We start from the raw sequence: 21,739 nt of genomic DNA, 5'->3' as shown, positions 1-21,739 counted from the left end.
TTATTGATACTCACTTTCATCCGAAAAATGAAGTGTCTCCACTACTTTAATATAATCAATTCTTGGCGAATATCCAAGTGTCATTAAGTGACCGGCTTCCTTTAGTTCATCTTTACTAATGGATTTCCGGCCGTTTAGTTTCTGCCGTTCCCAGAAGAAAAAGAGATCTGAAGCGGGCAAATAATAAACGGAGCCAAATGCGGATATAATAACGAAACAAATACCGCCTTGCTTTTCAACCTGTTTCATATGCTCAATTTGATGGTCATGAAAATTTTTGAGCGGAAACGAGGTGGTGCTTTTGGTTTCCTTTGCTTCAAAATCGATATAGCGCCCTCTGTACACTCCATTATAGTCTGTTGTGGATGATTGTTTAAAATAGGCTTCTTTGATCACAGCAGCGCTTCTTTTTGGATAATCCACGTTCACAATTTGAACGGGGGTAGGCTTTTTATGAATGACTGCGATCCCGTTGACCAAATAGTACTGGTTGGTTTCGTTTAAATCAGCCTCAAGCGTCATCCCGCGGTTACTATAAGAGGATTCGCCGCTGATTCGTTTTTTTGTCCCAATTGGTTGAATGGGCTGATACGATTTTCCGTTTGGATACCGAATCATCAAGTTTCAGCCTCCTTTTAATGCATTTTGTATTGGAGAGATACTTATGTTGTCACAAGAAGAGCACATCATCACTCAGCATATATTGCGTGAAACGAAAGTGAAAAATAAAGACAACCTGACGAGGACAAATGCTTACAAGCGCTTTTATGATCGTCATCCAGAGATGAAATGGTCGCTGCTTGCTTCCTTTGTCTCGAGAAATGCTGGATGGTCTATGACGGATCTAAAGGGCGAGCTCTTCCATCCAGGTTTAACAGATCAAGAGGGGCACCTTTTTTTCACAGCATATGAAAGAGCGAATTGGCTGATCTTTTCAGATGCTTATCCCCAGCTCCTTTTGTATGAATGGTCAAAGCGGTGCGGCAAACCTTTGTTCCATCTGCTTCCGTATTTTTCTGTCTCTCGTTTTATGAGCATTGAGTGGGAACGTTTTTGGCTAAAGCTTGACACAGAGCGTCTACTTTATGCACTCATCATAAATGAACAATATACTATACAATCTCCTATTATACAAAATCCTCTTCTGAAAAAGAATGTTTTTCACTCGATTCAATATCTGTTTAGCGAGTGGGGACATTTTCAAACCGTTGTTTTTCCAACGGTTGACGGGCATTTGTACGGGTTAACCATACGGAAGTTTTCCAACGTAAAAGAGCGTATTACATTAGGAAAAAAACTAGCGAAACTATTATTTCGGGCCGATTTATTTTCGGATTTTTATCATTTTTTGCATACTGTTCCGCATACCGGATCACGGTTTGATTTTGAGCCGTTTTTAGGGATCGCTAGAAGGTCAACACCTTTTCTTCGAACTGTTTATCCAGTGATGACACATTCATTAGACGATCAAAGAGAAGATTGGTTTCAAAAGAAATTGAGCCCAACTTTGTTTGATGAAGAGACGTTACCAAAACAAATTGAACTGATCGACTGGTATTTTCATAAAAAAAGACAGCTGCGTTTTCTTTTCTCATTAGAGCACTATTTTTTGCATAAATAAAAAGCAGGGGGTACCTGCTTTTTTACGTAGATGGTCGATTAGGACCGCCAAGCTTTTTATCAAGCTGATCTGTACTGTTTTCTTTCCCTTTTGGCTTTTGCTCTTTTGGTGCTGGCTGCTTTTTCATGAAATCTACCTCCTTTGTCCTTAGAATTTACACAATCGGACGCAATCATACAAAGAAGGACAAGCAGATGTCGAAAAGGAAGAAATAGCGCTCATCTACACATAGATTGGCGATTTGCTTCTAGTTTTGTCATGTGTGAAGGAGGGTGTGAAAGAAAAGAGAATGTAACGAGAGACGATAAAGGAGGAATCTGATGATGAGCGAATTTGTATCAAAAGAATCCATTTTGCAGTTATTAGAGGAAATCGAACGAAAAATTGATGCGGTGGAAGAAGAACTATCTCTTGCTGTGAATGAAACAAAACAAATAGCCATAGAAGAGCAAGAGCAAATGATAGACCGGCTTGAATCGGAAGTAAAGGACTGTGAAGGGAAGATTCACGCAGCTGAGTATCAACTGGCGGCAAGACCGGCATACCACGCAGGGTAGCTTTCTATTTGAGCAATAAGTAAACGTTTGATAGGATGGTTCATAGAGGTGAACACTTTGGATAATCAAACATTACTTGAACATACACAAAACTTGAGAATATGGATCGAAGAGGCGTATGAGCAGTACCAAAAGGGAAAGGCTGAAGAGGAATACCCCGTTTATGATTTTCACACAGACATTCAGCCAGCCGTTGAGACATTTGATCAGAAAATGGAAGAGTGGCTCACTGCTGCGATCTCGTTTATTCATCTGGCGAAACCTAGATATTTACACGAAGAACAGCTTGAAGCCGTCAAAGAAAATGGGAAAGAAGTTATCCTGCAATCTTATTTTGGCAAACAGCATGCACCTCGTGTGAAAAATTTAGTTGAGTCAGTGATTTACACACTGAACCTTTTAATAGAAGAAATTAACAAGCGCAGCTGAAGATATCGCTGCGTTTTTCTTATTGCTGCTTTAGGCACATCTTCTGTTTCTCATCATAATATATGAGTGACAAGACTATGCGCTGAGAGCGAGAGGAGCGAGATATATGATCCCTTATTCAAACCAGCAGCCTTATGAATTCAATCCATTCAATCAAAGGCCTTTTCCGTATCCAGAAATGCAGCAACAGCCTCCGCAGCCTCCAGAATATTTCATGCCGCCACCTCAAGGTGCCATGAACCAGGCATCACCTGCTGTCTATCAGGCGCCTTATGGATACCAAGAAAATGTACCGCCTTTTCAGCCGCCCGAAGCGATCAATCAACCCCAGATGCAGCCACCAGGCATGATGCCCATGCAGCAGCCTATGAACCCTTATCCTTTGCCAAGACCGCAAAAACAGCAATCATCTCAATTTAAAAGTGTACTATCTCAATTCAAAAAAACGAATGGACAATTCGATTTTAACAAAATGTTTGATACAGCTGGGCAAATGATGAGTACGATGAATCAAGTAGGCTCATTAGCGAAAGGATTTACGAGCATTTTTAAAGCATAGTGAAAACCCAATAGAAGGATCTATTGGGCTCTTTGCTTTGGTGCCGTCACACGAAGAGTTTGATCTTTCCACACGCTTTTCATGTTCGTCTCATCTATTTTTGCCGGCATTAAAATGGTTTTTGTAAAGCTTGAATACGAGGAAGCTGTATCCGTTTTGATTGTTTCTTGCACGGATAAGTGTAAATATTGGGCTTTTACTTCTAGCGCGATATCGCCTTCGACAAAATGGTCGGGAAATTGGATTGCGATATACACAAACTGCTCATCCTCTGTCACATCGGTCGTAATCGATGCAAGAGAATGCGATGTGGTCATGAGCGCCTCCGCACTATTTAATATCTCATGAAACGGGGAGGATGCGAAAAATTGTTCAATCGCTTCATAGAGAATATCTTCATTAGCCAGCAATTCATGTTTCTTTTCGCCTTCATGTTTCATTTGGAATCACCTCTCATCTACAGCCTATGCAGAAAGGACTCAGGCGGTTATCAATTGATGAGAGGAAAAAATTATGATTAAATAGTGTTGAATGAAGCAAGGTGTATGAGCGCAGCGTTTCATACACGGAATAGATCTAGAAGCAAAGCTTGAAGGGAGCAATTGACATTGCTGAAAAAATTATTCGGTTTCGGGAAAAACCAAGATGATGTAAAGGAAGAAATCATTTATTCTCCAGCTGATGGAGAGTTAATGGATATGACGGATGTACCAGACCCTGTTTTTTCTCAAAAGATGATGGGAGACGGTGTAGCAGTCAAACCAAATAGTGGTACAATTGTGTCACCAGTAGAGGGTGAAATCATTCAGCTCTTCCATACAAAACATGCAATTGGCATTCGAACACTCTCAGGGCTTGAGCTTCTGATTCATATCGGACTTGAAACAGTGGGATTAAATGGTGAAGGATTTGAAGCGCACATCAAAGAGGGAGATAAAGTGAAGATCGGTGACCCTCTCATTACGTGTGATTTAGAACTGATTGAAGAGAAAGCGGCAAGTACAGTGACACCGATTGTCATTATGAATGGTGACTTGATCGAGCAACTTGATAAAGAACCAAAGGGAACTGTTGAAAAACAGACATCTAAGCTTTTTACCGTTAAGTTAAAATAATAGAAAAAAAAACTACCCAAATGTATGAGGGTAGTTTTTTTGATGACATTAATCTTCCATCGGAACCCAGCCTTTACTCGCTTCCATAACAGACCACAATCCTTCTGGAATCAAATACTGACCTTTTTGGCTTCGTTTAATGACAGTTTCAATCTCGCTTTCTCTGCCTTCTTTAATCTTCTTTGCCCAATCTGGGTCGACGATCAGTTCACGTGCGACAGCGATAAGCGGAATTCCTTGGTTATAGGCACTTAGTGCATCTTCGGCTGTAATGACGCTGCCTACACCGATGAGCGGAAGAGTATCGCCACAGCGATCTTTGAGCAGCTCCATACGCGTCTTATCCGTATCTGCACCGCGTCTTGCTTTAGAGTCAATCTCCATTAAAGAGATATGCAAATAATCAAGGTTTTTCGTTTTAAGAACATCGACTAAGGTGAACGTCTCTGTCATCGTTAAACCAGGCGTTTCTGGTTCTTCAGGGGATAATCGATATCCAAAGATAAACGGTTTTGTCGCATGCTTTTCGATTGCTTCTTTTACTGCATCCACAACAGCGATAGGGAAAGCTAGACGCTTTTCTTCATTTCCTCCCCACTGATCTGTCCGCTGATTGCTATGCGGGGAGTAAAATTGCTGTAATAGATAACCGTTTGCACCGTGGATTTCCACACCGTCAAATCCTGCTTCGACCGCTCGTCTTGTCGCTTCTTTAAAAGAGGCAATAATATGGACAATTTCCTCTTCTTTTAAAGCACGTGCCATCTGTTTTCCATCTTTAAACACGTCACTTGGCGCAACCACATCACCATTTGGAACTAGGTGAGGGAGAGCCTGAGAGCCGCCTTGATGAATTTGAATGATGGCTTTTGTTCCCTTTGCCTGAATCGCAGAAGCTAGTTTTTTCAGGCCAGGTATATCTTCATCTCTTGCGATAGAAGGCTGTCCTTCAAATGCCTTACCATCTGGAGTCACGTTCGCACATGCTGTGATCACCATGCCCATATCACTAGATCTAGCTGTAATGAAATCAATTTCCTCTTTAGAAATAGTGCCATCCTCTTGAGAACCGAAGTGTGTCATTGGCGCAACAACTAACCGGCCATCAATCGACGCACCTCCTGGAAACGTAAATGGTTCAAATAAAGGCTTAAATTCGTTTTTCACTCTCATCATCTTCTTCCTTGATAAAATCATTTCACTATAGAAGTTTAATAGATACTGTTACAACACTTCAAAGTATTTGCTCATAAGCTACGAATCAAAAAATTGCCGCCTAGTCATGCAAACAAATATTCGGTACACTATGTAATAGAGGTGATGCGATATGAAAAAGAAAACAATGAACGAACTCATAGAAGAATTAAAAAAAGACGAACAGGTAGAACATTGGCATGAAATTGAAGCGAAGCCTGCACAAACCTCTCCGTTGCCTAAAAGAGTGAACGAAAAGCTGAAAAAGGCGCTTGAGAAACGAGGCGTGAGTGAACTCTACATTCATCAAAAGGAAGCCTTTGAACGTGTGATGGACGCGGAGCATGTCGTAACTGTCACACCAACAGCTTCAGGTAAAACACTTTGCTACAACCTGCCAGTCCTTCAGTCGATCGTTGAAGATCAGACAAGTCGCTCCCTTTATTTATTCCCAACAAAAGCGCTCGCACAAGACCAAAAGAGTGAACTTAACGAGATCATCCACGAGATGGATGTTCCGATTCATAGTGAAACATATGACGGGGATACCTCTCCTGCCATTCGGCAGCGAGTCAGACAAGCAGGACACATTGTCATCACAAATCCAGATATGCTACATTCAGCCATTTTGCCTCATCATACAAAATGGGTCAGCTTGTTTGAGAATTTGAAGTATATTGTCATAGATGAGCTACATACATATAGAGGCGTATTTGGTAGTCATGTGGCGAATGTGATTCGCAGGTTAAAACGAATTTGTGCATTTTATGGAAGTGATCCAATTTTCATTTGTACGTCCGCAACAATTGCGAATCCAAAAGAGCTTGCGCAGCAGCTAACGGGAAGAAAGATGCATTTGATTGAGCGAAACGGGGCACCTAGCGGTAAAAAGAATTTTGTGTTTTACAATCCGCCAGTTGTGAATAAACCACTAAATATTAGACAAAGTGCCGCCACTGTCGTTAATCAACTCGCTAAAACTTTTTTAAAGGAAAAAATCCAAACGATTGTTTTTGCTAGAAGCAGAGTAAGAGTTGAAGTAATTTTAAGTCATATTCAAGAGCTAGTGAAAAAAGAGATCGGTCCAAAATCAATTCGTGGATATCGCGGAGGCTATTTACCAAAAGAGCGGCGCGTGATTGAAAAAGGATTGAGAGAAGGAGACATTCTAGGTGTCGTCAGTACGAACGCACTTGAATTAGGTGTTGATATAGGTCAGCTCAAGGTTTGTATCATGACCGGGTATCCTGGCAGTGTAGCGAGTACATGGCAGCAGGCAGGCCGTGCTGGAAGACGTCATGAGGAAGCACTCATTATAATGGTGGCAAGTTCCTCACCCCTTGACCAATATATTGTCAGACACCCTGAATATTTCTTTAATAGACCGCCTGAAGCTGCCAGAATTAACCCAGAAAACCTTATTATTTTAGTGGATCATTTAAAATGTGCATCCTACGAGCTTCCGTTTCGGGAGGATGAACAGTTTGGCGACATGGACGTAGAAGAGATTTTGCAATACTTACATGAGAAAGGCGTTCTCCATTTTAGCGGGAATCGGTATTATTGGTCAGATCAGTCATTCCCGGCACATGGCATCAGCCTCCGGTCTGCAAGTCAGGAAAATGTCGTGATTGTGGATCAATCAGATGTGGCGAATGTTCGGATTATTGGCGAGATGGACCGTTTCAGTGCGATGACGCTGCTCCATGATGAGGCCATTTATTTACACGAAGGGGTTCAGTATCAAGTGGAAAAGCTAGATTACGAGCATCTGAAGGCTTATGTGAAACAAGTAGATGTAGAATACTATACAGATGCGAATTTAGCTGTTCAACTTAAGGTACTTGAAATCGATCAGACGACAGAGAAAGAAGCTGTATCTGTTCACTTCGGTGATGTGACCGTCAACGCAATGCCTACGATATTTAAAAAAATCCGTCTGAGTACTGGTGAAAATATCGGGTCTGGACCGATTCACTTACCAGAAGAAGAAATTCATACGAGTGCGGCTTGGTTTGAATTACACGAGGCAGAGCGGAGATTTGAAGAGAAGACACTTGAACAGCTCCTGCTAGGCATCGCAAATGTTCTTCAGCACATTGTACCTGCTTTTGTCATGTGTGACCGTTCTGATATTCATGTGGTTTCACAAATTAAAGCGGCACATACCGGAAAACCGACGGTCTTTTTATATGACCATTACCCTGGCGGAATCGGTTTAAGTAAGGAAGTACAAGCTCGTTTCGATGAAATAGCAGGCGCAGCCATTCAGCTCATTGAGCGGTGCCGCTGTGAAAATGGCTGTCCATCCTGCATTGGCATGGAAATGAAAGAGGTCAACGGAAAAAGCAGCATTGTTGAATTGATGTCCGTATTTTAAGAGAAAGGAGGGGACATCTGCTCATGTCTTTAAAAGGGAAATTAAACAGAATGAAAAAGCATCTATCGCACAATCAGCCACAAGAAAACCGGCAGAAAACATCAGAAGGACAACCTCAGCCTGTGACTTCAGAAAATATCCCATTTTTAAAAGAATGGGAAGGATTAGGTGTGTCGCCTTATCATTTTGAGGATTCCTTTTGTCTGATTCGGGAAGTCACCTATTCATTAGATGATCAGCATGGGCGCTATTCGTTTGCGGAGCTGCCGAAAGTCATTGAGCAATGGAACGAAAGCGGCATCCAGCATTCGCTATCGGCTAAAGGGTACAAGCCGCACGAACTGTTTTTCTTTGATACTGAAACAACAGGATTATCTGGCGGTACGGGAAATATGATCTTCTTGCTTGGACACGCACGTGTCTTTTCGGGCAAAGTGGTGGTGAAACAGCACCTGCTCACCAATCCAGGAAATGAAGTGGCTCTTTACAAAAGCTTTCTAGATGAAGTAAATGTAGAATCGTTAGTTACATATAATGGTAAATCATTTGATTGGCCGCAAGTGAAAACGAGACATACACTTTTAAGAGATCAAATTCCAGCACTTCCTGAATTCGGCCATTTTGATCTTTTGCACGGATCTAGACGATTGTGGAAGCATAAATATGAACGGATGGCGCTATCTGTTGTGGAAAAGGAAGAGCTGCACGTGCAGCGTGAAAACGACACGCCGGGGTTTTTGGCACCGATGATTTATTTTCATTTTTTAAAGGAACAAAACCCGAAGCTGATTAAAGGAATCTTGACTCATAATGAATTAGACGTCTTATCGTTAATCAGTCTCTACATTCATCTATCCAAAAAAATACTATCTGTGGATGCAGTAAAGGAACACAATGAGAAGTATGCGCTCGCTAGGTGGCATCTTGCTCATCGGGATGTACAGGAAGCAACAAAGCATTTGCAGGAATTAACGAATGCTGATTTTGAGCATGCAAATCAGGCGTCTTATGATCTTTCATTGCAATATAAACGACAAAACAAGTGGGATCAAGCGGTTCAAATATGGGGGGAATTATTTGCATCAAGCGATGTCCATTTAGCATTAAAAGCTGGTATAGAGCTTGCGAAGTATAAAGAACATCGTGAAAAAGATGCAAGATCAGCTCTTTCTATCACTGATTCGTTATTATCATTCTCCTCGTTAAGTCAGCGGGAAACTGAAGAACTTGAAAAGCGAAAAAAACGGCTTTTAAGGAAAGCTGGGCAATAAACATTATTGCCCGGGAAAGCGCAAAACATGACAACGTTCGGCTCTCGGCCGAAAATAAAAATTGTTTAGCACTTTTATTGTAGAAAAGTCACGAATCCTGTAAAATAACGTTAGATATTGAATGAGGAGCGTAGAGCATGTATAAGGGTCTTTTCTACTTGTTTTTTCTTGTTGTCATTTTGGTTGCTTTTGTGTTTTCAAACTATAAGGATGTTTTCCTTGCAAACTTTTAAAATAGGTTAATGCATTAGTACATGTACACCTCTTAATTCATACATTGTTAATGTAAGAAAATTAAGGAGAGGGGAATGCTACATGTACCATCATCATCATTGTCACCCGAATGTTACACAGCCAATTGTTCATCCGACGAATCATTGCTGTACACACAGTGATTCCACAACAATTGTGCCGCATATCCATCCGCAACATGTGACAAATGTTCACCATCAAAATTTCAAACATGTTCACTACTTCCCGCATACGTTTTCTCAGGTGGACCCGGCAACACATCAACACTTTAACTGCGGTGGACCTTGCTGTAACAGATAAAGTGGAATGGGACTTTTATAAGTCCCTTTTTTTAAAAGCAGGTGAAAAAATGAAAATTATTGCTGTCACAGGGTACAAGCCATTTGAGCTTGGAATATTCAAACAAGATGAGCCTGCACTTCAATACATAAAAGCGGAGCTTCAAAAAAGGCTGACGGCTTTGATTGAAGATGGCCTGGAGTGGGTTCTCATATCAGGTCAGCTTGGGGCAGAAATATGGACAGCCGAAGTGGTATTTGAGCTTCAAGAGGAGTATCCAGCGCTAAAACTTGCCGTCATTACGCCATTTTATGAACAGGAAGAGCGCTGGAATGAACAAAACAAAGAGTTGTATGAAGGAATTCTTGCACAGGCCGATTTTGTAGAAAGTGTCACGCATAGACCATATGAAAGTCCGGCACAATTTAAACAAAAGAACCGTTTTTTTATTGAAAAAACAGATGGACTCCTCGCTCTGTATGATCCGGAACATGATGGCTCGCCAAAGTACATGATCAAAGAAGCGGAAAACTATACCGATTACCCCATTATGTACATCACAATGGATGATTTGAGAGCGCAAGTTGAGGCGGAAGATCCGTTTTTTGATGAAAAGCAAGAGAAAATTTGACAACGTCACGTATTTCTGAAAAAATATACTATGAATTCACGATATGAGGTGAAAAAGATGCTTGCTGATAAAGTAAAGCTTTCTGCGAAAGAAATTTTAGAAAAAGAATTTAAAACAGGTGTCAGAGGATACAAACAAGAAGAAGTCGATAAATTTTTAGATATGGTCATTAAAGACTATGAGACATTCAACCAAGAAATCGAAAAGCTTCAACAAGAAAACCTCCATTTGTCTAAACAGCTTGAAGAAGCCGTTGAGCAAGGGAAAAGACAGCCTGCACAGTCTAATACAACAAACTTTGATATTTTAAAAAGACTATCTAACCTTGAGAAACACGTTTTCGGAAGCAAACTTTATGATTGAGCCTTGCTGAAAAAGCTTGTGCCTCATGTCATTGTCGTTTATAATAACGCTTGTTGATTAACGTTCGGGTAATCGCTGCAATGCATTTAGACATTGCAGAGGAAAGTCCATGCTCGCACGGTGCTGAGATGCCCGTAGTGTTCGTGCCTGGCGAAAAGATAAGCCAGGGCAGCCTGGGAAAGGCTGACGGCAGGAAAAATGCCTACGTCCTTTTAGGATATGGCAAAGTATCCTTGAAAGTGCCACAGTGACGAAGTCTCACTAGAAATGGTGAGAGTGGAACGCGGTAAACCCCTCGAGCGAGAAACCCAAACTTGGTAGGGGAACTTTCTCAAAGGAACCAAACGGAGAGAAGGACAGAGTATTCTGTAGATAGATGATTACCACCTGAGTACGAGGCATTTGCCGTTTGCAGTACAATGGAACAAAACATGGCTTACAGAACGTTATATCCGTTATTATAAACATGATGAAAACAAAGCTCTCCTATTTCAACATATGGAGAGCTTTTATCTTGGAATACATAAAAGGACGAGAAAACAGGTGATAAATCAATGAAAACCTATACACTTATCGCAACGGCTCCAATGGGGATTGAAGCGATTGTTGCAAAAGAAGTAAGAGACCTTGGCTACGATTGTACAGTAGACAACGGAAAAGTGATTTTCGAAGGGGATGCTCTTGCGATTTGCCGTGCGAACCTTTGGCTGCGTACAGCAGATCGAATAAAGGTACAAGTCGCTGAATTTTCGGCAAAAACATTCGATGAGCTGTTTGAACGCACAAAGGCGATTGACTGGGCTGCATTTTTACCAAAAAACAGCACGTTTCCAGTCATCGGTAAATCTGTGAAATCACAGCTTGCCAGTGTGCCGGATTGTCAGCGTATCGTCAAAAAGGCGATCGCGCAAAAGCTTATATCCTCTTACAACATACAGTCTGAATGGCTTGAAGAAACAGGACCTGAGTATAAAATTGAGGTTGCCCTTTTAAAAGATAAAGCTGTCCTCACGCTTGATACATCTGGTGTAGGTCTTCATAAACGGGGGTACCGCATGGATCAAGGCGGAGCACCTATTAAAGAAACCCTTGCGGCTGCACTCGTGCTATTAACGAACTGGACACCTGACCGTCCGTTTGTTGATCCCTTCTGCGGATCAGGAACAATCGCTATTGAAGCGGCCATGATTGGACAAAACATCGCCCCAGGGTTTAACCGAGATTTTGCTTCAGAATCATGGGAATGGATTGGTGAAGACGTATGGAACAAAGCGCGTCACGAAGTGGAAGAAAAAGCAAACTATGATCAGCCGCTCCACATTATTGCAAGTGATATCGACCACCGGATGATAGACATTGCCAAAATGAATGCGGAAGAAGCAGGACTCAGCGAATTGATTGAGTTTAAACAAATGCAAGTGAAAGACTTTCAAACAAAAGAAGATTACGGTGTGATTGTCGGAAATCCGCCTTATGGAGAACGACTCAGTGACAAACCAGCTGTTGAAAAAATGTATCAAGGAATGGGCGAAGCATTTAAAAGCCTAGACACATGGTCCATTTATATCTTAACGTCACACGAAAAGTTCGAAGAGTGCTTTGGTAGAAAAGCAACGAAAAAGAGAAAACTGTTTAATGGTTTTATTAAAACAGACTATTACCAATACTGGGGAAAACGCCCACCTAGAAAATAGACAACTGAATCATAAAAAATGGCCACACCTACAGAAGGTGTGGCTTTTTTTACCCGAGAAAGGTATAAACCTTCATGGGACGGAATAAACTGAACTTGATTTTAAAAAAAGAGGTGTCTCTATGATTCAATATGATCAATTTCAGTTAATCCAAAAAGCACTCGATTCGACTGCTCAAGAAATGAAAGGGCAAGAAGGTGGACAATCTACTCAGCTAACTGCAGCCATTGAAGATTTAGCGCTTGCTCAGGCATACATAGAGCGATCTGAGCATGCTTTTTTAATGAAAGAAACGTATCAACATCGTTTGCGGTCATAAAAAATATTGTCATTCCCCAGCATAAATGTTACTATAGAATGTCTGAATGATTCAAAAGTTGGGGGTTGAAGCAGGTGACAGCATCTCGTTTGCCTTTTTCATTATCAAAAGAACATAATTTTTACGAAGAACTGGGCAACTGGATTGGTGATGTGTTCTATGACATTTTGCCAGAAAAGGGCTTTGATCTTCGAGATGAACAAATATTTATGGCTTTTCAATTAGAAAGAGCCTTTAAAGAAAAAAGTGTGATGTTTGCCGAAGCTGGGGTAGGTACAGGCAAAACCATCGTTTATCTATTATTTGCGGTCACATATGCAAGGTATACAGGGAAACCAGCGATTATTGCATGTGCAGACGAAACGTTAATTGAACAGCTAGTGAAACAAGAGGGTGATATCTATAAAATTGCCAATCACCTTGATATTCAAATAGATGCGAGATTAAGTAAATCGCATGATCAATATTTATGCTTAAAGAAATTAGAGAAAACCATGCAGCGTGAAGATGATGAGAAGTGGCTCGATATTTATGAATCGCTTCCTTCGTTTGTTCATGAATCACATGGGATGCAGAACTTTTATCCGTATGGTGATCGGAAGGAGTACCCAGAGCTATCCAATGATGAATGGTCACGTATTGGCTATGACTCGTTTCAGGACTGTTTGACGTGTGATATGCGTCATCGCTGTGGTTTGAATTTATCAAGAGATCATTACCGGAAAGCAACAGACCTCATCATCTGTTCTCATGATTTTTATATGGAGCATGTGTGGACAAAGGAATCCCGCAAACGCGAAGGTCAGCTTCCGCTGCTTCCAGAACATAGTTCCGTTGTATTTGATGAAGGCCACCTTCTTGAATTTGCCGCGCAAAAAGCACTGACATACCGAGTGAAGCAATCCATGCTCGAAACCTTTTTAGAGCGCCTGCTTCAAAACGATATACGTGAGGAGTTTGCCGAACTCGTTGAAGATGCACTTGCTACAAACGATGAGTTCTTCTATCTCTTAAAAACACATGCCAAAGAAATCAAGGGCTCACATCGACTTGAAATTGGACGTGTGGATGAGGTGAAGCGTTCTGCAAGTGAATTGTGTGATTTACTTGAAAAAATCGGAGAAGCACTCGTATTTGAATCAGAGATGTATACAATTGATCAATACGAATTGTCTGTTGTAGAAGAGTACATTGAACAAATGGCGTATTCTCTGTCACTTTATCAAAAAAATGCGATTAGCTGGCTTGAAAAACAAGAATTAGATACAACATTTGTTGTGATGCCAAAGACTGTCGCAGAGGTGCTTGGTGAAAAGGTATTCTCGCAAAAAAGACCATACATTTTCTCTTCTGCTACATTGTCTGAAAATCAATCCTTTGATTATTTAGCTGAAAGTCTTGGGATTAAAGATTACTTATCAATGAGTGTCGCTTCGCCGTATGATTACGATGAACAAATGAAGATTTATTTCCACGGGATTCAGCAGCTTCAAGAGCAAGAAGCAAAAGGACAGCAAGTGATCACTCAGCTGAAAGATAATGGGGGACGGTCTCTTATTTTGTTCCCTTCATTTGATGAACTCCATTTCTTTAGAAAGCAGCTTGAGGCATCGAATGAATCACTGCCTTTCGACGTGTACTTTGAGGGAGACGAAGAAATCAGTACAATTGTTCAAAAGTTCCAAGCAGATGAGACATCTGTGTTATGCTCTGTTCACCTTTGGGAAGGGCTGGATATTCCAGGACAATCATTAACAAATGTGGTCATCTGGGGACTTCCATACCCGCCTCATGATCCGGTATTTGAGGCGAAACGGAATGAAGCAAAGGATGCTCGTGCTGAAGTCGACCTTCCGTATATGCTACTGCGCTTGCGACAAGGTATTGGAAGACTGATTCGGACAAGCCAAGATGCAGGAACCATTCATATTTACTTTGACCATAAGGAAAATGCAGAGCTTCAAAGTAAAATTGAATCCGTTCTGCCAGTGAAGCCAATCATTACATCCTAAATCATATATAACGAGAAAAGAGAGGAGGATACCATCTGCGTATCCTCCTTTTTCATTGACAAAAGAACATTCCTTGAAGTAGCCTTGAAACGTACATACATATTTTATCGATTGGGGGAACAAACGTATGAGTCTTGAAGCACAAGAGAAAGCGTTTTATCAATTACTAGGAAAAATCGCGCACTATACGGAGGCGCTCCATTTACTTTACTGGGACTCTAGAACACAGGCGCCTAAAAAAAGCGCCGATTTCAGAGCTGAAACGATCGGACAATTATCAAGTGATATTTTTAATATGAAGACTTCTGATGAAATGAGAGATCTTCTTGATGCATTAAATAAACACCGAGATGAGCTGTCAAAAGATACACAAAAGGCGCTCGAATTATCACAAAAAGAGTATGATGAAAACAGCAAAATTCCGAAAGAAGAATTTAAAGAATACTCGATTTTACAATCAAAAGCAGAGCATGTCTGGGTAGAAGCAAGGGAGAAATCAGACTTTTCCCTCTTTGCACCATACTTAAAACAGCTCATTGATTTTAACAAGCGTTTTATTCAATATTGGGGCGTGAAAAAAACACCATATGATGTGCTGCTCAATAACTATGAGCCAGATATGACGGTTGAACAGCTCGATCAAAAGTTTGGTGCACTTCGTGATGCCATTGTTCCTCTCGTGAAAAAAATCGAAGCCTCTCCTCATAAACCGGATACTTCATTTTTGTCGAAAAGTTTTCCGATCGACAAACAAAAGGAATTGAGTCTTTTCTTCTTAAAAGAATTAGGGTATGACTTTGATGCAGGACGTCTGGATACAACAGTACATCCGTTTGCTGTGACATTGAGCAGAGGGGATGTTCGTGTGACGACTCGTTATGATGAGCATGATTTTCGGATGGCGATTTTTGGCACGATTCATGAGTGTGGTCATGCCATCTATGAGCAAAACATTGATGAGGCGCTGAGTGGAACGTTATTATGTGACGGCACATCAATGGGGATCCATGAATCACAGTCTCTTTTCTTTGAGAATTTTATTGGCAGGCATGAAGACTTCTGGAAAACGTATTATCAAAAGCTTCAAGAAGCGTCTCCTGAGCAGTTCAAAGATGTCTCTTTAGAAGAATTTGTGCATGCAGTGAATGAATCGAAGCCAACTTATATTCGAATTGAAGCAGATGAGCTTACATACCCGCTTCACATTATCATCCGCTATGAAATTGAAAAAGCGATATTCAATGAAGAGGTGGCGGTTGAAGACCTGCCTGCACTGTGGAATGAAAAATATAAAGCATATCTTGGCATTACGCCTCCTAATGATGCACTTGGCATCTTGCAGGATGTTCACTGGTCTGATGGTAGCTTTGGATATTTCCCTTCATATGCCCTTGGTTATATGTATGCGGCGCAACTAAAGAACCAAATGATCAAAGATTTACCGAATTTTGATGAGTTGATTCAAAATGGGTCTTTTGCACCGATAAAAGAATGGCTCACAACTCATGTTCACCAGCATGGAAAACGCAAAAAGCCTTCTGAAATCATTCAAGATGCGACTGGTGAGGAATTAAATGTACAATATTTAATCGATTATTTAACTGATAAATATACGAAACTGTATTTGTCTTAAATAAATGGCACCCTTTCCTCAGAAGGGTGCTTTTTTGATGCTTGAATATTCTAAAAACGAACATTTTGATCTTATCTATTATTTAAGTTCGGTATTTTTCTAGAAAAGTGCTTTCCAAGCGTCTGAAATCTTGTTATAATTTGAACACTATAACACTCATATAATCGCGTGATGATGGCACGCAAGTTTCTACCGGACACCGATACTGTCCGACTATGAGTGAGCAAATGAAACAGCTCTTGTTTGAGTTGAAGATCCGTGGATCGTTTTCGCATTGCTTGCTCCTCATGGACAGCAATGCTTTTTTTATGCGAAAAATGAAAATGTTTGCCAATATGCTGGGAGGAAGAATGATGGAATTGTTACGTCAAAAAATTGAGAACGAAGGAATCGTTCTGTCAAATCAAGTGTTAAAGGTAGATGCCTTTTTAAATCATCAAATTGATCCTGTCTTAATGCATGAAATCGGGCAAGAGTTTGCCAGATTATTCAAGCATGATGGCATTACAAAAATTATCACAATCGAGTCTTCAGGTATTGCACCTGCTGTGATGGCTGGACTAGCTCTTCAAGTACCCGTTGTTTTTGCTCGAAAACGTCAATCACTAACACTAACAGAAAACCTATTAACAGCGAGTGTGTACTCTTTTACAAAAAAAGTAGAAAGTACGATCGCTGTCTCAAATACGCATCTTGGTGAAAAAGATTGTGTATTAATCATCGATGACTTCTTGGCGAACGGTGAAGCCGCTAAAGGACTTGCCGCAATAGCAAAGCAGGCGAAAGCAAAAGTAGCGGGATTTGGTATTGTCATTGAAAAGTCATTCCAGCCAGGAAGAGATGCGCTTGTTCAAATGGGCTACCGCGTCGAATCCCTTGCACGTATTGAATCACTTGAGGAAGGGAAAGTCACGTTTGTACGAGAGGTACAATCATGAGTGCTGCTAAAAAAGCGAAAACACTCTCGCTAGGGATTCAGCATGTGCTGGCGATGTATGCTGGTGCCGTTCTTGTACCACTCATTGTGGGAGATGCACTTGGCCTCACACCTGCACAGCTGACTTACTTAATTTCGGCAGATATTTTTATGTGCGGGGCTGCCACGCTTCTTCAAGTATGGAAAAACCGTTTCTTTGGTATCGGTTTGCCAGTTGTATTAGGATGTACATTTACTGCGGTTTCTCCTATGATTGCGATTGGTTCTAAATACGGGATTTCGTCTATCTATGGAAGTATTATCGCTTCGGGGTGTATCATCATCCTGCTTTCCTTTTTCTTTGGGAAGCTTGTGAAATTTTTCCCACCTGTCGTGACAGGGTCTGTCGTCACCATTATTGGGATAACCCTTATTCCAGTAGCGATGAACAATATGGCAGGAGGAGAAGGAAGTGCTGATTATGGTTCATTTGAAAATCTAGGCCTCGCTTTCCTTGTGCTGTTTATCATTGTGCTGCTCTATCGATTCACAACTGGCTTTATGAAGGCGATCGCCATATTAATCGGTATTCTCCTTGGGACAGCCGTTGCTGCATTTATGGGGAAAGTGGAAACAGCTGAGGTGGCGAATGCGCAAGTTTTTCGCATGATTGAACCATTTTATTTTGGCATGCCTACCTTTGAATTTGCACCGATTATGACGATGACGTTAGTTGCGATTGTGTCATTAGTCGAATCAACAGGTGTTTATTTCGCATTAGGTGATTTAACAAACCGCTCATTAAAAGAGAAAGACTTAGCGAAAGGCTATCGCGCAGAAGGGATTGCTGTGTTATTAGGTGGTATCTTTAATGCTTTTCCTTATACAGCCTACTCGCAAAACGTTGGGTTGATCCAGTTGACAGGGGTCAAGAAAAATCAAGTCATCGTTGTGACAGGCGCATTGCTCATGTTATTTGGACTTTTTCCTAAAATTGCTGCATTTACGACGATTATTCCAAAGTCCGTTCTTGGCGGCGCAATGGTAGCCATGTTTGGGATGGTCATTGCCTACGGTATTAAAATGCTCTCGCGTGTGGATTTTGCCAAACAGGAAAACCTACTCATTGTTGCATGCTCAGTGGGGATCGGCTTAGGTGTCACCGTTGTGCCGCAAATGTTTGACCATCTGCCAGAATCAATCAAATTATTAACAAGTAATGGCATCGTGGCCGGCAGCTTTACCGCTATTTTGCTTCATATTATTTATCACATGATTCCTTTTAAAAAAGAAAGCGGGCATGACCTGGTAGAAGAACCTAAGCAATCTGTTATGTAAATCCCTCTCTTGGAGAAGGGTTCAGATTATGGACAAAGAGCTAAAATGACCTTTTATTTTAGCTCTTTGTCTTCTTTTTAGCTTGATAAAAAACCTTTGAGGTCCTAGGAAAGAGCGTGTGAGGATTTGTCTACAAGCTGAAAGCCCGCATCTTTTGGATACGGGCTTTTTGTGATTAGTACTATTAATGTTGTACCGGCGGCATTGATTCGTTAATGACGGCAAATGTATAGCCCCTTGCTTTTAGCTGGATAATTAGGCTATCTAAATAGTTTGTGGTAGAGGGTTGATCATGCATTAAAATAACTTTTGGTTCCCATGGTTTATTTTTCTCAAACATTTGCAATTGATTCAATACCTCTGGAACATATTGTGAGTTTTTATATCTCCAGTCAAGGCTATCAATCGTCCAGTCCCAGTAAATAAAGCCACTTTGGTTTAAACGTACTTTTTGATGATATGTTAAATTTGGAACACTGCCATAGGGGGTTCTCACAAGACGGCTGTAGACGCCTGTAACAGAGGCAAGAATACGCTGAGCTTCTCTCATTTCATTTGCGGGAGACTCGCTGTTCTGATAAAAGAGGTTTAGATCATGCGTCATGCCATGAAGACCTAATTGATGTCCTTCTTGATAAAGTCTTTTCACAGTTGATTGGTGTGCTTGGATTTGCGGTCCAAGCATAAAGAACGTCGCCTTCACGTGATGTGCTTTTAATACATTTAACAGCTGATTTGATGTAGCAGAAGGACCATCATCAAATGTTAAAAAAACCGTTTTATTCGTTGCCTGTTGGTTTGGATTGGTCTTAAAATGTGTATCCAATGTTCTTGTAGACTGATCTTTTGCTTGCCCATTTGTCGCCTGCAAATGGGGTTTAGACATATCCCAGATAAAAAAGAGAAACAGTGTAAGAAGCACTAAACCAATTACCTTTGAGAGAAGTATCGTGTTGTAGGGTGTCTTTTTTTTGGAAACCTTTTTCATGACAATCACTCCAGTCAATTAAATTTTGAGCCGAACCATGTTGTCGATTCTTTCTTTTTTCACTGTTTTTCTTGGTGATCATATTGATTAAGTATATAGTGGGAAAAATCCTTTTTGTATAGAAAATTCAAATAAATTAGAAATTTATGGTTGTTACTTTGTGTTGATCAGCAAAAAAGGTGAGATCGAAACGTTAATATGTATACGCTAAGATAGCAGCAGATTTGACCATTAATTCGAAGCAAAGGGAGATTCCGTATGAAAGTGTTGTATCATGATGATTTCATTGAAAAAAGGGTGCTCATGAAAGGTGTGGGTGCCTTACGGTCTGAACACTTCTCTTTTAGAGGTGTTTTTTTGCATAAAAAAAGCAGGTTCGCTTGGCTTGGAACGAACCTGTGAAGGAGGAAAACTACATCATGTTTTCACCTATATTATCCAATATTTATCAATTGTCGTCAAGACAAAAAGTTAGACGGAGGAAAATGTTTTGACTGAATTGTGACGCTTTGGCATGTATATCCTTTTTTCAATAGGGGATATTAACCGAAAAAAGAGGTGAAGCCGATGGCGTACATTCTTTCAGTTGGAACGAGTCACCCGAAGCATCACGTGGATCAGAAAACAGCTGCTGATTTTGCTAGGTCTCAATTTAAACGTTCGTTTAAAGATATTGACCGGCTGTTGAGAGCATTTCAAAATGGAGAAATGAAAAGTAGGCAGTTTGTGCAGCCCATTGAATGGTATCAGACGCACCACTCTTTTGAAGAGAAGAATAATATCTATTTGGAAAAAGCCCTGACTCATGCAAAAGAAGCAATCATACATTGTCTTCAAGATAAGACGTTTCTGAAAAAGCCAGTCCCAGTTGAAGAGATTGATGCATTGTTTTTTATTTCAAGTACTGGCTTATCGACCCCAAGTCTAGATGCAAAACTTATGAACGTCCTTCCTTTTTCTCCTTATACGAAACGAGTACCAATTTGGGGCCTAGGGTGCGGAGGCGGTGCAGCAGGGCTGTCGCGGGCTTATGAATACATAAGGGCGTTTCCAGAAGCAAAGGTACTTGTTGTTGCCTGTGAGCTGTGCAGTTTAACGTTTCAGCCGCAAGATCAATCAAAAAGCAATTTAATCGGCACCTCCTTGTTTGGAGACGGGACGGCAGCGGTTCTTTTAACTGGAGGAGAAGCTGCGCTTGAATATGCCTATTTAAAAACGGTCCCTAAAGTACTAAGCACGCAATCCGTCACAATGAAAAATTCCGAGGATGTGATGGGCTGGGACTTTACAAGTGACGGCTTTCGGGTTATTTTCTCACGCGACATTCCATCGATGATTTCAGGCTGGTTAAAAGAGCAGGTGGATCAATTTTTAGAGGAGCAAGGATATTCAACTAAAGACCTGTCCGTTTTTCTAGCCCATCCTGGTGGGAAAAAAGTAATTGATGCGTATGTTGAAAGTCTATCTTTACGAGAGGATCAGCTATTTTCTTCAAAAGAAGTACTCAAACAACACGGAAATATGTCCTCTGCCACAGTTTTGTATGTCATCAAGCATTTCCTTGAACATCAATCTGCTGAAGCGGAGGAGCTAGGACTTTGCGGAGCACTTGGTCCGGGCTTTTCTTCAGAGTTGCTGCTTATGAAGTGGGAGGAGGTCTTGTCATGATTGTTTGGCTTGTCATCGGTTTCTTCGTTTGTCAGCGGCTTATTGAAATGCTTGTCGCCAAAAGAAATGAAAAGAAAGTAAAAGCAATAGGTGCCATTGAATTTGGTGCGAGTCATTATCCTTATATGGTCGCAATGCATACGGCTTTTTTTCTCTCACTTATAGTGGAGATAAAGCTTTTACATAAAGGTCCATCACAGTATTTTCTTGTATTGCTCCTTTTCCTGATGGCTACACAAATCATTCGGTACTGGGCATTGTGCTCCCTAGGGACGTACTGGAATACAAAGATTTTAGTCGTGCCAAATGCAATGATTGTTAAAAAAGGGCCGTATCGTTGGTTGAAACATCCTAACTATGTAGTCGTGGCGATTGAGCTTTTATTGATCCCGTTATTGTTTGATGCGTATGTCACTGCCATTTTGTTTACATGTTTAAATGCATGGATGATGGTTGTACGAATTCAAACAGAGGAGAAAGCATTAAATCAGTATTTGCTAAATTAATATTGAAAATCATT

23 protein-coding genes, 1 other RNA gene and 1 riboswitch are annotated in these 21,739 nt (G+C 40.9%); of the genes, 19 read left to right on the top strand and 5 right to left on the bottom strand.

The features are described 5' to 3' along the window. Positions 1 to 618, bottom strand: a complete 618-nt coding sequence (gene recU, locus MKX52_RS09895) for a Holliday junction resolvase RecU (RefSeq protein WP_251184688.1) — start codon at positions 616 to 618, stop codon at positions 1 to 3. Between the two features lie 46 nt (positions 619 to 664). On the opposite strand from recU, the gene MKX52_RS09890 reads away from it, so the two are divergent. Continuing rightward, positions 665 to 1,621 (top strand): DUF2515 domain-containing protein, encoded by a 957-nt coding sequence (locus tag MKX52_RS09890; protein ID WP_342490632.1) that lies wholly within the window; start codon positions 665 to 667, stop codon positions 1,619 to 1,621. 22 nt (positions 1,622 to 1,643) lie between these two features. On the opposite strand, the gene sspM is transcribed toward MKX52_RS09890, so the two are convergent. Beyond that, on the bottom strand, positions 1,644 to 1,748 hold the full coding sequence (gene sspM / locus MKX52_RS09885) for an acid-soluble spore protein SspM (protein ID WP_012010346.1): 105 nt from the start codon (positions 1,746 to 1,748) through the stop codon (positions 1,644 to 1,646). A 196-nt stretch (positions 1,749 to 1,944) separates the two neighbouring features. Between sspM and MKX52_RS09880 the strand changes: the two genes are divergently transcribed. The 3 genes from MKX52_RS09880 to MKX52_RS09870 all read left to right on the top strand — a co-directional run bounded on the left by MKX52_RS09880 (position 1,945) and on the right by MKX52_RS09870 (position 3,166). After that, on the top strand, positions 1,945 to 2,178 hold the full coding sequence (locus tag MKX52_RS09880) for a DUF5446 family protein (RefSeq protein WP_342490631.1): 234 nt from the start codon (positions 1,945 to 1,947) through the stop codon (positions 2,176 to 2,178). Between the two features lie 57 nt (positions 2,179 to 2,235). Then, a complete protein-coding gene (locus MKX52_RS09875; protein WP_216887937.1) occupies positions 2,236 to 2,607 on the top strand; it encodes a YppE family protein in 372 nt (123 codons plus the stop codon). A gap of 106 nt (positions 2,608 to 2,713) precedes the next feature. Further along, complete coding sequence (locus tag MKX52_RS09870) at positions 2,714 to 3,166, top strand: YppG family protein (RefSeq protein WP_088001033.1); 453 nt, start codon at positions 2,714 to 2,716, stop codon at positions 3,164 to 3,166. A 20-nt stretch (positions 3,167 to 3,186) separates the two neighbouring features. On the opposite strand, the gene MKX52_RS09865 is transcribed toward MKX52_RS09870, so the two are convergent. Next, positions 3,187 to 3,606, bottom strand: a complete 420-nt coding sequence (locus MKX52_RS09865) for an Hsp20/alpha crystallin family protein (protein ID WP_012010342.1) — start codon at positions 3,604 to 3,606, stop codon at positions 3,187 to 3,189. Positions 3,607 to 3,774: 168 nt separating this feature from the next. On the opposite strand from MKX52_RS09865, the gene MKX52_RS09860 reads away from it, so the two are divergent. Next, complete coding sequence (locus tag MKX52_RS09860; protein ID WP_012010341.1) at positions 3,775 to 4,281, top strand: PTS glucose transporter subunit IIA; 507 nt, start codon at positions 3,775 to 3,777, stop codon at positions 4,279 to 4,281. A gap of 48 nt (positions 4,282 to 4,329) precedes the next feature. Here MKX52_RS09860 and MKX52_RS09855 read toward each other — a convergent pair whose 3' ends face one another. Next, positions 4,330 to 5,448 carry an NADH-dependent flavin oxidoreductase gene (locus tag MKX52_RS09855; RefSeq protein ID WP_342491886.1) on the bottom strand — a complete coding sequence of 373 codons (1,119 nt, stop codon included), beginning with the start codon at positions 5,446 to 5,448 and terminating at the stop codon, positions 4,330 to 4,332. A gap of 160 nt (positions 5,449 to 5,608) precedes the next feature. Here MKX52_RS09855 and MKX52_RS09850 point away from each other — a divergent pair, with 160 nt between their 5' ends. From MKX52_RS09850 to pbuX, 12 genes are all read left to right on the top strand, one after another. Next, complete coding sequence (locus MKX52_RS09850) at positions 5,609 to 7,855, top strand: DEAD/DEAH box helicase (protein WP_342490630.1); 2,247 nt, start codon at positions 5,609 to 5,611, stop codon at positions 7,853 to 7,855. Positions 7,856 to 7,878: 23 nt separating this feature from the next. After that, the gene (locus MKX52_RS09845; protein ID WP_342490629.1) at positions 7,879 to 9,126 is read left to right on the top strand and encodes a ribonuclease H-like domain-containing protein; all 1,248 of its coding nucleotides are present in this window, start codon (positions 7,879 to 7,881) and stop codon (positions 9,124 to 9,126) included. A 315-nt stretch (positions 9,127 to 9,441) separates the two neighbouring features. Beyond that, positions 9,442 to 9,678, top strand: coding sequence for a spore coat protein CotD (gene cotD / locus MKX52_RS09840; RefSeq protein WP_144457580.1), 237 nt, complete (start codon positions 9,442 to 9,444; stop codon positions 9,676 to 9,678). A gap of 49 nt (positions 9,679 to 9,727) precedes the next feature. After that, positions 9,728 to 10,288 carry a DUF1273 domain-containing protein gene (locus MKX52_RS09835; protein WP_254113781.1) on the top strand — a complete coding sequence of 187 codons (561 nt, stop codon included), beginning with the start codon at positions 9,728 to 9,730 and terminating at the stop codon, positions 10,286 to 10,288. Positions 10,289 to 10,345: 57 nt separating this feature from the next. Beyond that, complete coding sequence (gpsB, locus tag MKX52_RS09830) at positions 10,346 to 10,651, top strand: cell division regulator GpsB (RefSeq protein ID WP_012010336.1); 306 nt, start codon at positions 10,346 to 10,348, stop codon at positions 10,649 to 10,651. A 60-nt stretch (positions 10,652 to 10,711) separates the two neighbouring features. Further along, an RNA gene (gene rnpB, locus MKX52_RS09825) (RNase P RNA component class B) lies at positions 10,712 to 11,095 on the top strand. A 110-nt stretch (positions 11,096 to 11,205) separates the two neighbouring features. Continuing rightward, on the top strand, positions 11,206 to 12,345 hold the full coding sequence (locus MKX52_RS09820; RefSeq protein ID WP_216887956.1) for a class I SAM-dependent RNA methyltransferase: 1,140 nt from the start codon (positions 11,206 to 11,208) through the stop codon (positions 12,343 to 12,345). Between the two features lie 121 nt (positions 12,346 to 12,466). After that, on the top strand, positions 12,467 to 12,664 hold the full coding sequence (locus MKX52_RS09815) for a hypothetical protein (RefSeq protein WP_088001047.1): 198 nt from the start codon (positions 12,467 to 12,469) through the stop codon (positions 12,662 to 12,664). A 74-nt stretch (positions 12,665 to 12,738) separates the two neighbouring features. Beyond that, complete coding sequence (locus MKX52_RS09810; RefSeq protein ID WP_088001049.1) at positions 12,739 to 14,676, top strand: ATP-dependent DNA helicase; 1,938 nt, start codon at positions 12,739 to 12,741, stop codon at positions 14,674 to 14,676. A gap of 127 nt (positions 14,677 to 14,803) precedes the next feature. Beyond that, positions 14,804 to 16,309 carry a carboxypeptidase M32 gene (locus MKX52_RS09805; protein ID WP_012010331.1) on the top strand — a complete coding sequence of 502 codons (1,506 nt, stop codon included), beginning with the start codon at positions 14,804 to 14,806 and terminating at the stop codon, positions 16,307 to 16,309. Between the two features lie 136 nt (positions 16,310 to 16,445). Beyond that, positions 16,446 to 16,545: riboswitch (purine riboswitch) on the top strand. A gap of 117 nt (positions 16,546 to 16,662) precedes the next feature. After that, entirely contained in the window at positions 16,663 to 17,247 is a 585-nt protein-coding gene (gene xpt / locus MKX52_RS09800) for a xanthine phosphoribosyltransferase (RefSeq protein ID WP_003215672.1), read from the top strand. Further along, the gene (gene pbuX, locus MKX52_RS09795; protein ID WP_342490628.1) at positions 17,244 to 18,563 is read left to right on the top strand and encodes a xanthine permease PbuX; all 1,320 of its coding nucleotides are present in this window, start codon (positions 17,244 to 17,246) and stop codon (positions 18,561 to 18,563) included. Before xpt ends, pbuX begins: the two co-directional genes overlap by 4 nt. 184 nt (positions 18,564 to 18,747) lie before the next feature. On the opposite strand, the gene MKX52_RS09790 is transcribed toward pbuX, so the two are convergent. Then, positions 18,748 to 19,551 carry a polysaccharide deacetylase family protein gene (locus MKX52_RS09790; protein WP_342490627.1) on the bottom strand — a complete coding sequence of 268 codons (804 nt, stop codon included), beginning with the start codon at positions 19,549 to 19,551 and terminating at the stop codon, positions 18,748 to 18,750. 567 nt (positions 19,552 to 20,118) lie between these two features. Here MKX52_RS09790 and MKX52_RS09785 point away from each other — a divergent pair. Both MKX52_RS09785 and MKX52_RS09780 read left to right on the top strand, forming a co-directional pair. Beyond that, positions 20,119 to 21,219, top strand: a complete 1,101-nt coding sequence (locus tag MKX52_RS09785) for a 3-oxoacyl-[acyl-carrier-protein] synthase III C-terminal domain-containing protein (protein WP_342490626.1) — start codon at positions 20,119 to 20,121, stop codon at positions 21,217 to 21,219. Then, on the top strand, positions 21,216 to 21,725 hold the full coding sequence (locus tag MKX52_RS09780) for an isoprenylcysteine carboxyl methyltransferase family protein (RefSeq protein WP_144473310.1): 510 nt from the start codon (positions 21,216 to 21,218) through the stop codon (positions 21,723 to 21,725). The genes MKX52_RS09785 and MKX52_RS09780 overlap by 4 nt, the downstream gene beginning before the upstream one ends. Positions 21,726 to 21,739 lie beyond the last annotated feature (14 nt).

The organism is Bacillus sp. FSL R5-0422 (genome assembly GCF_038610765.1).
Classification (GTDB): Bacteria; Bacillota; Bacilli; order Bacillales; family Bacillaceae; genus Bacillus; species Bacillus pumilus_O.
This window is presented reverse-complemented; position numbering and strand designations above follow the sequence as displayed.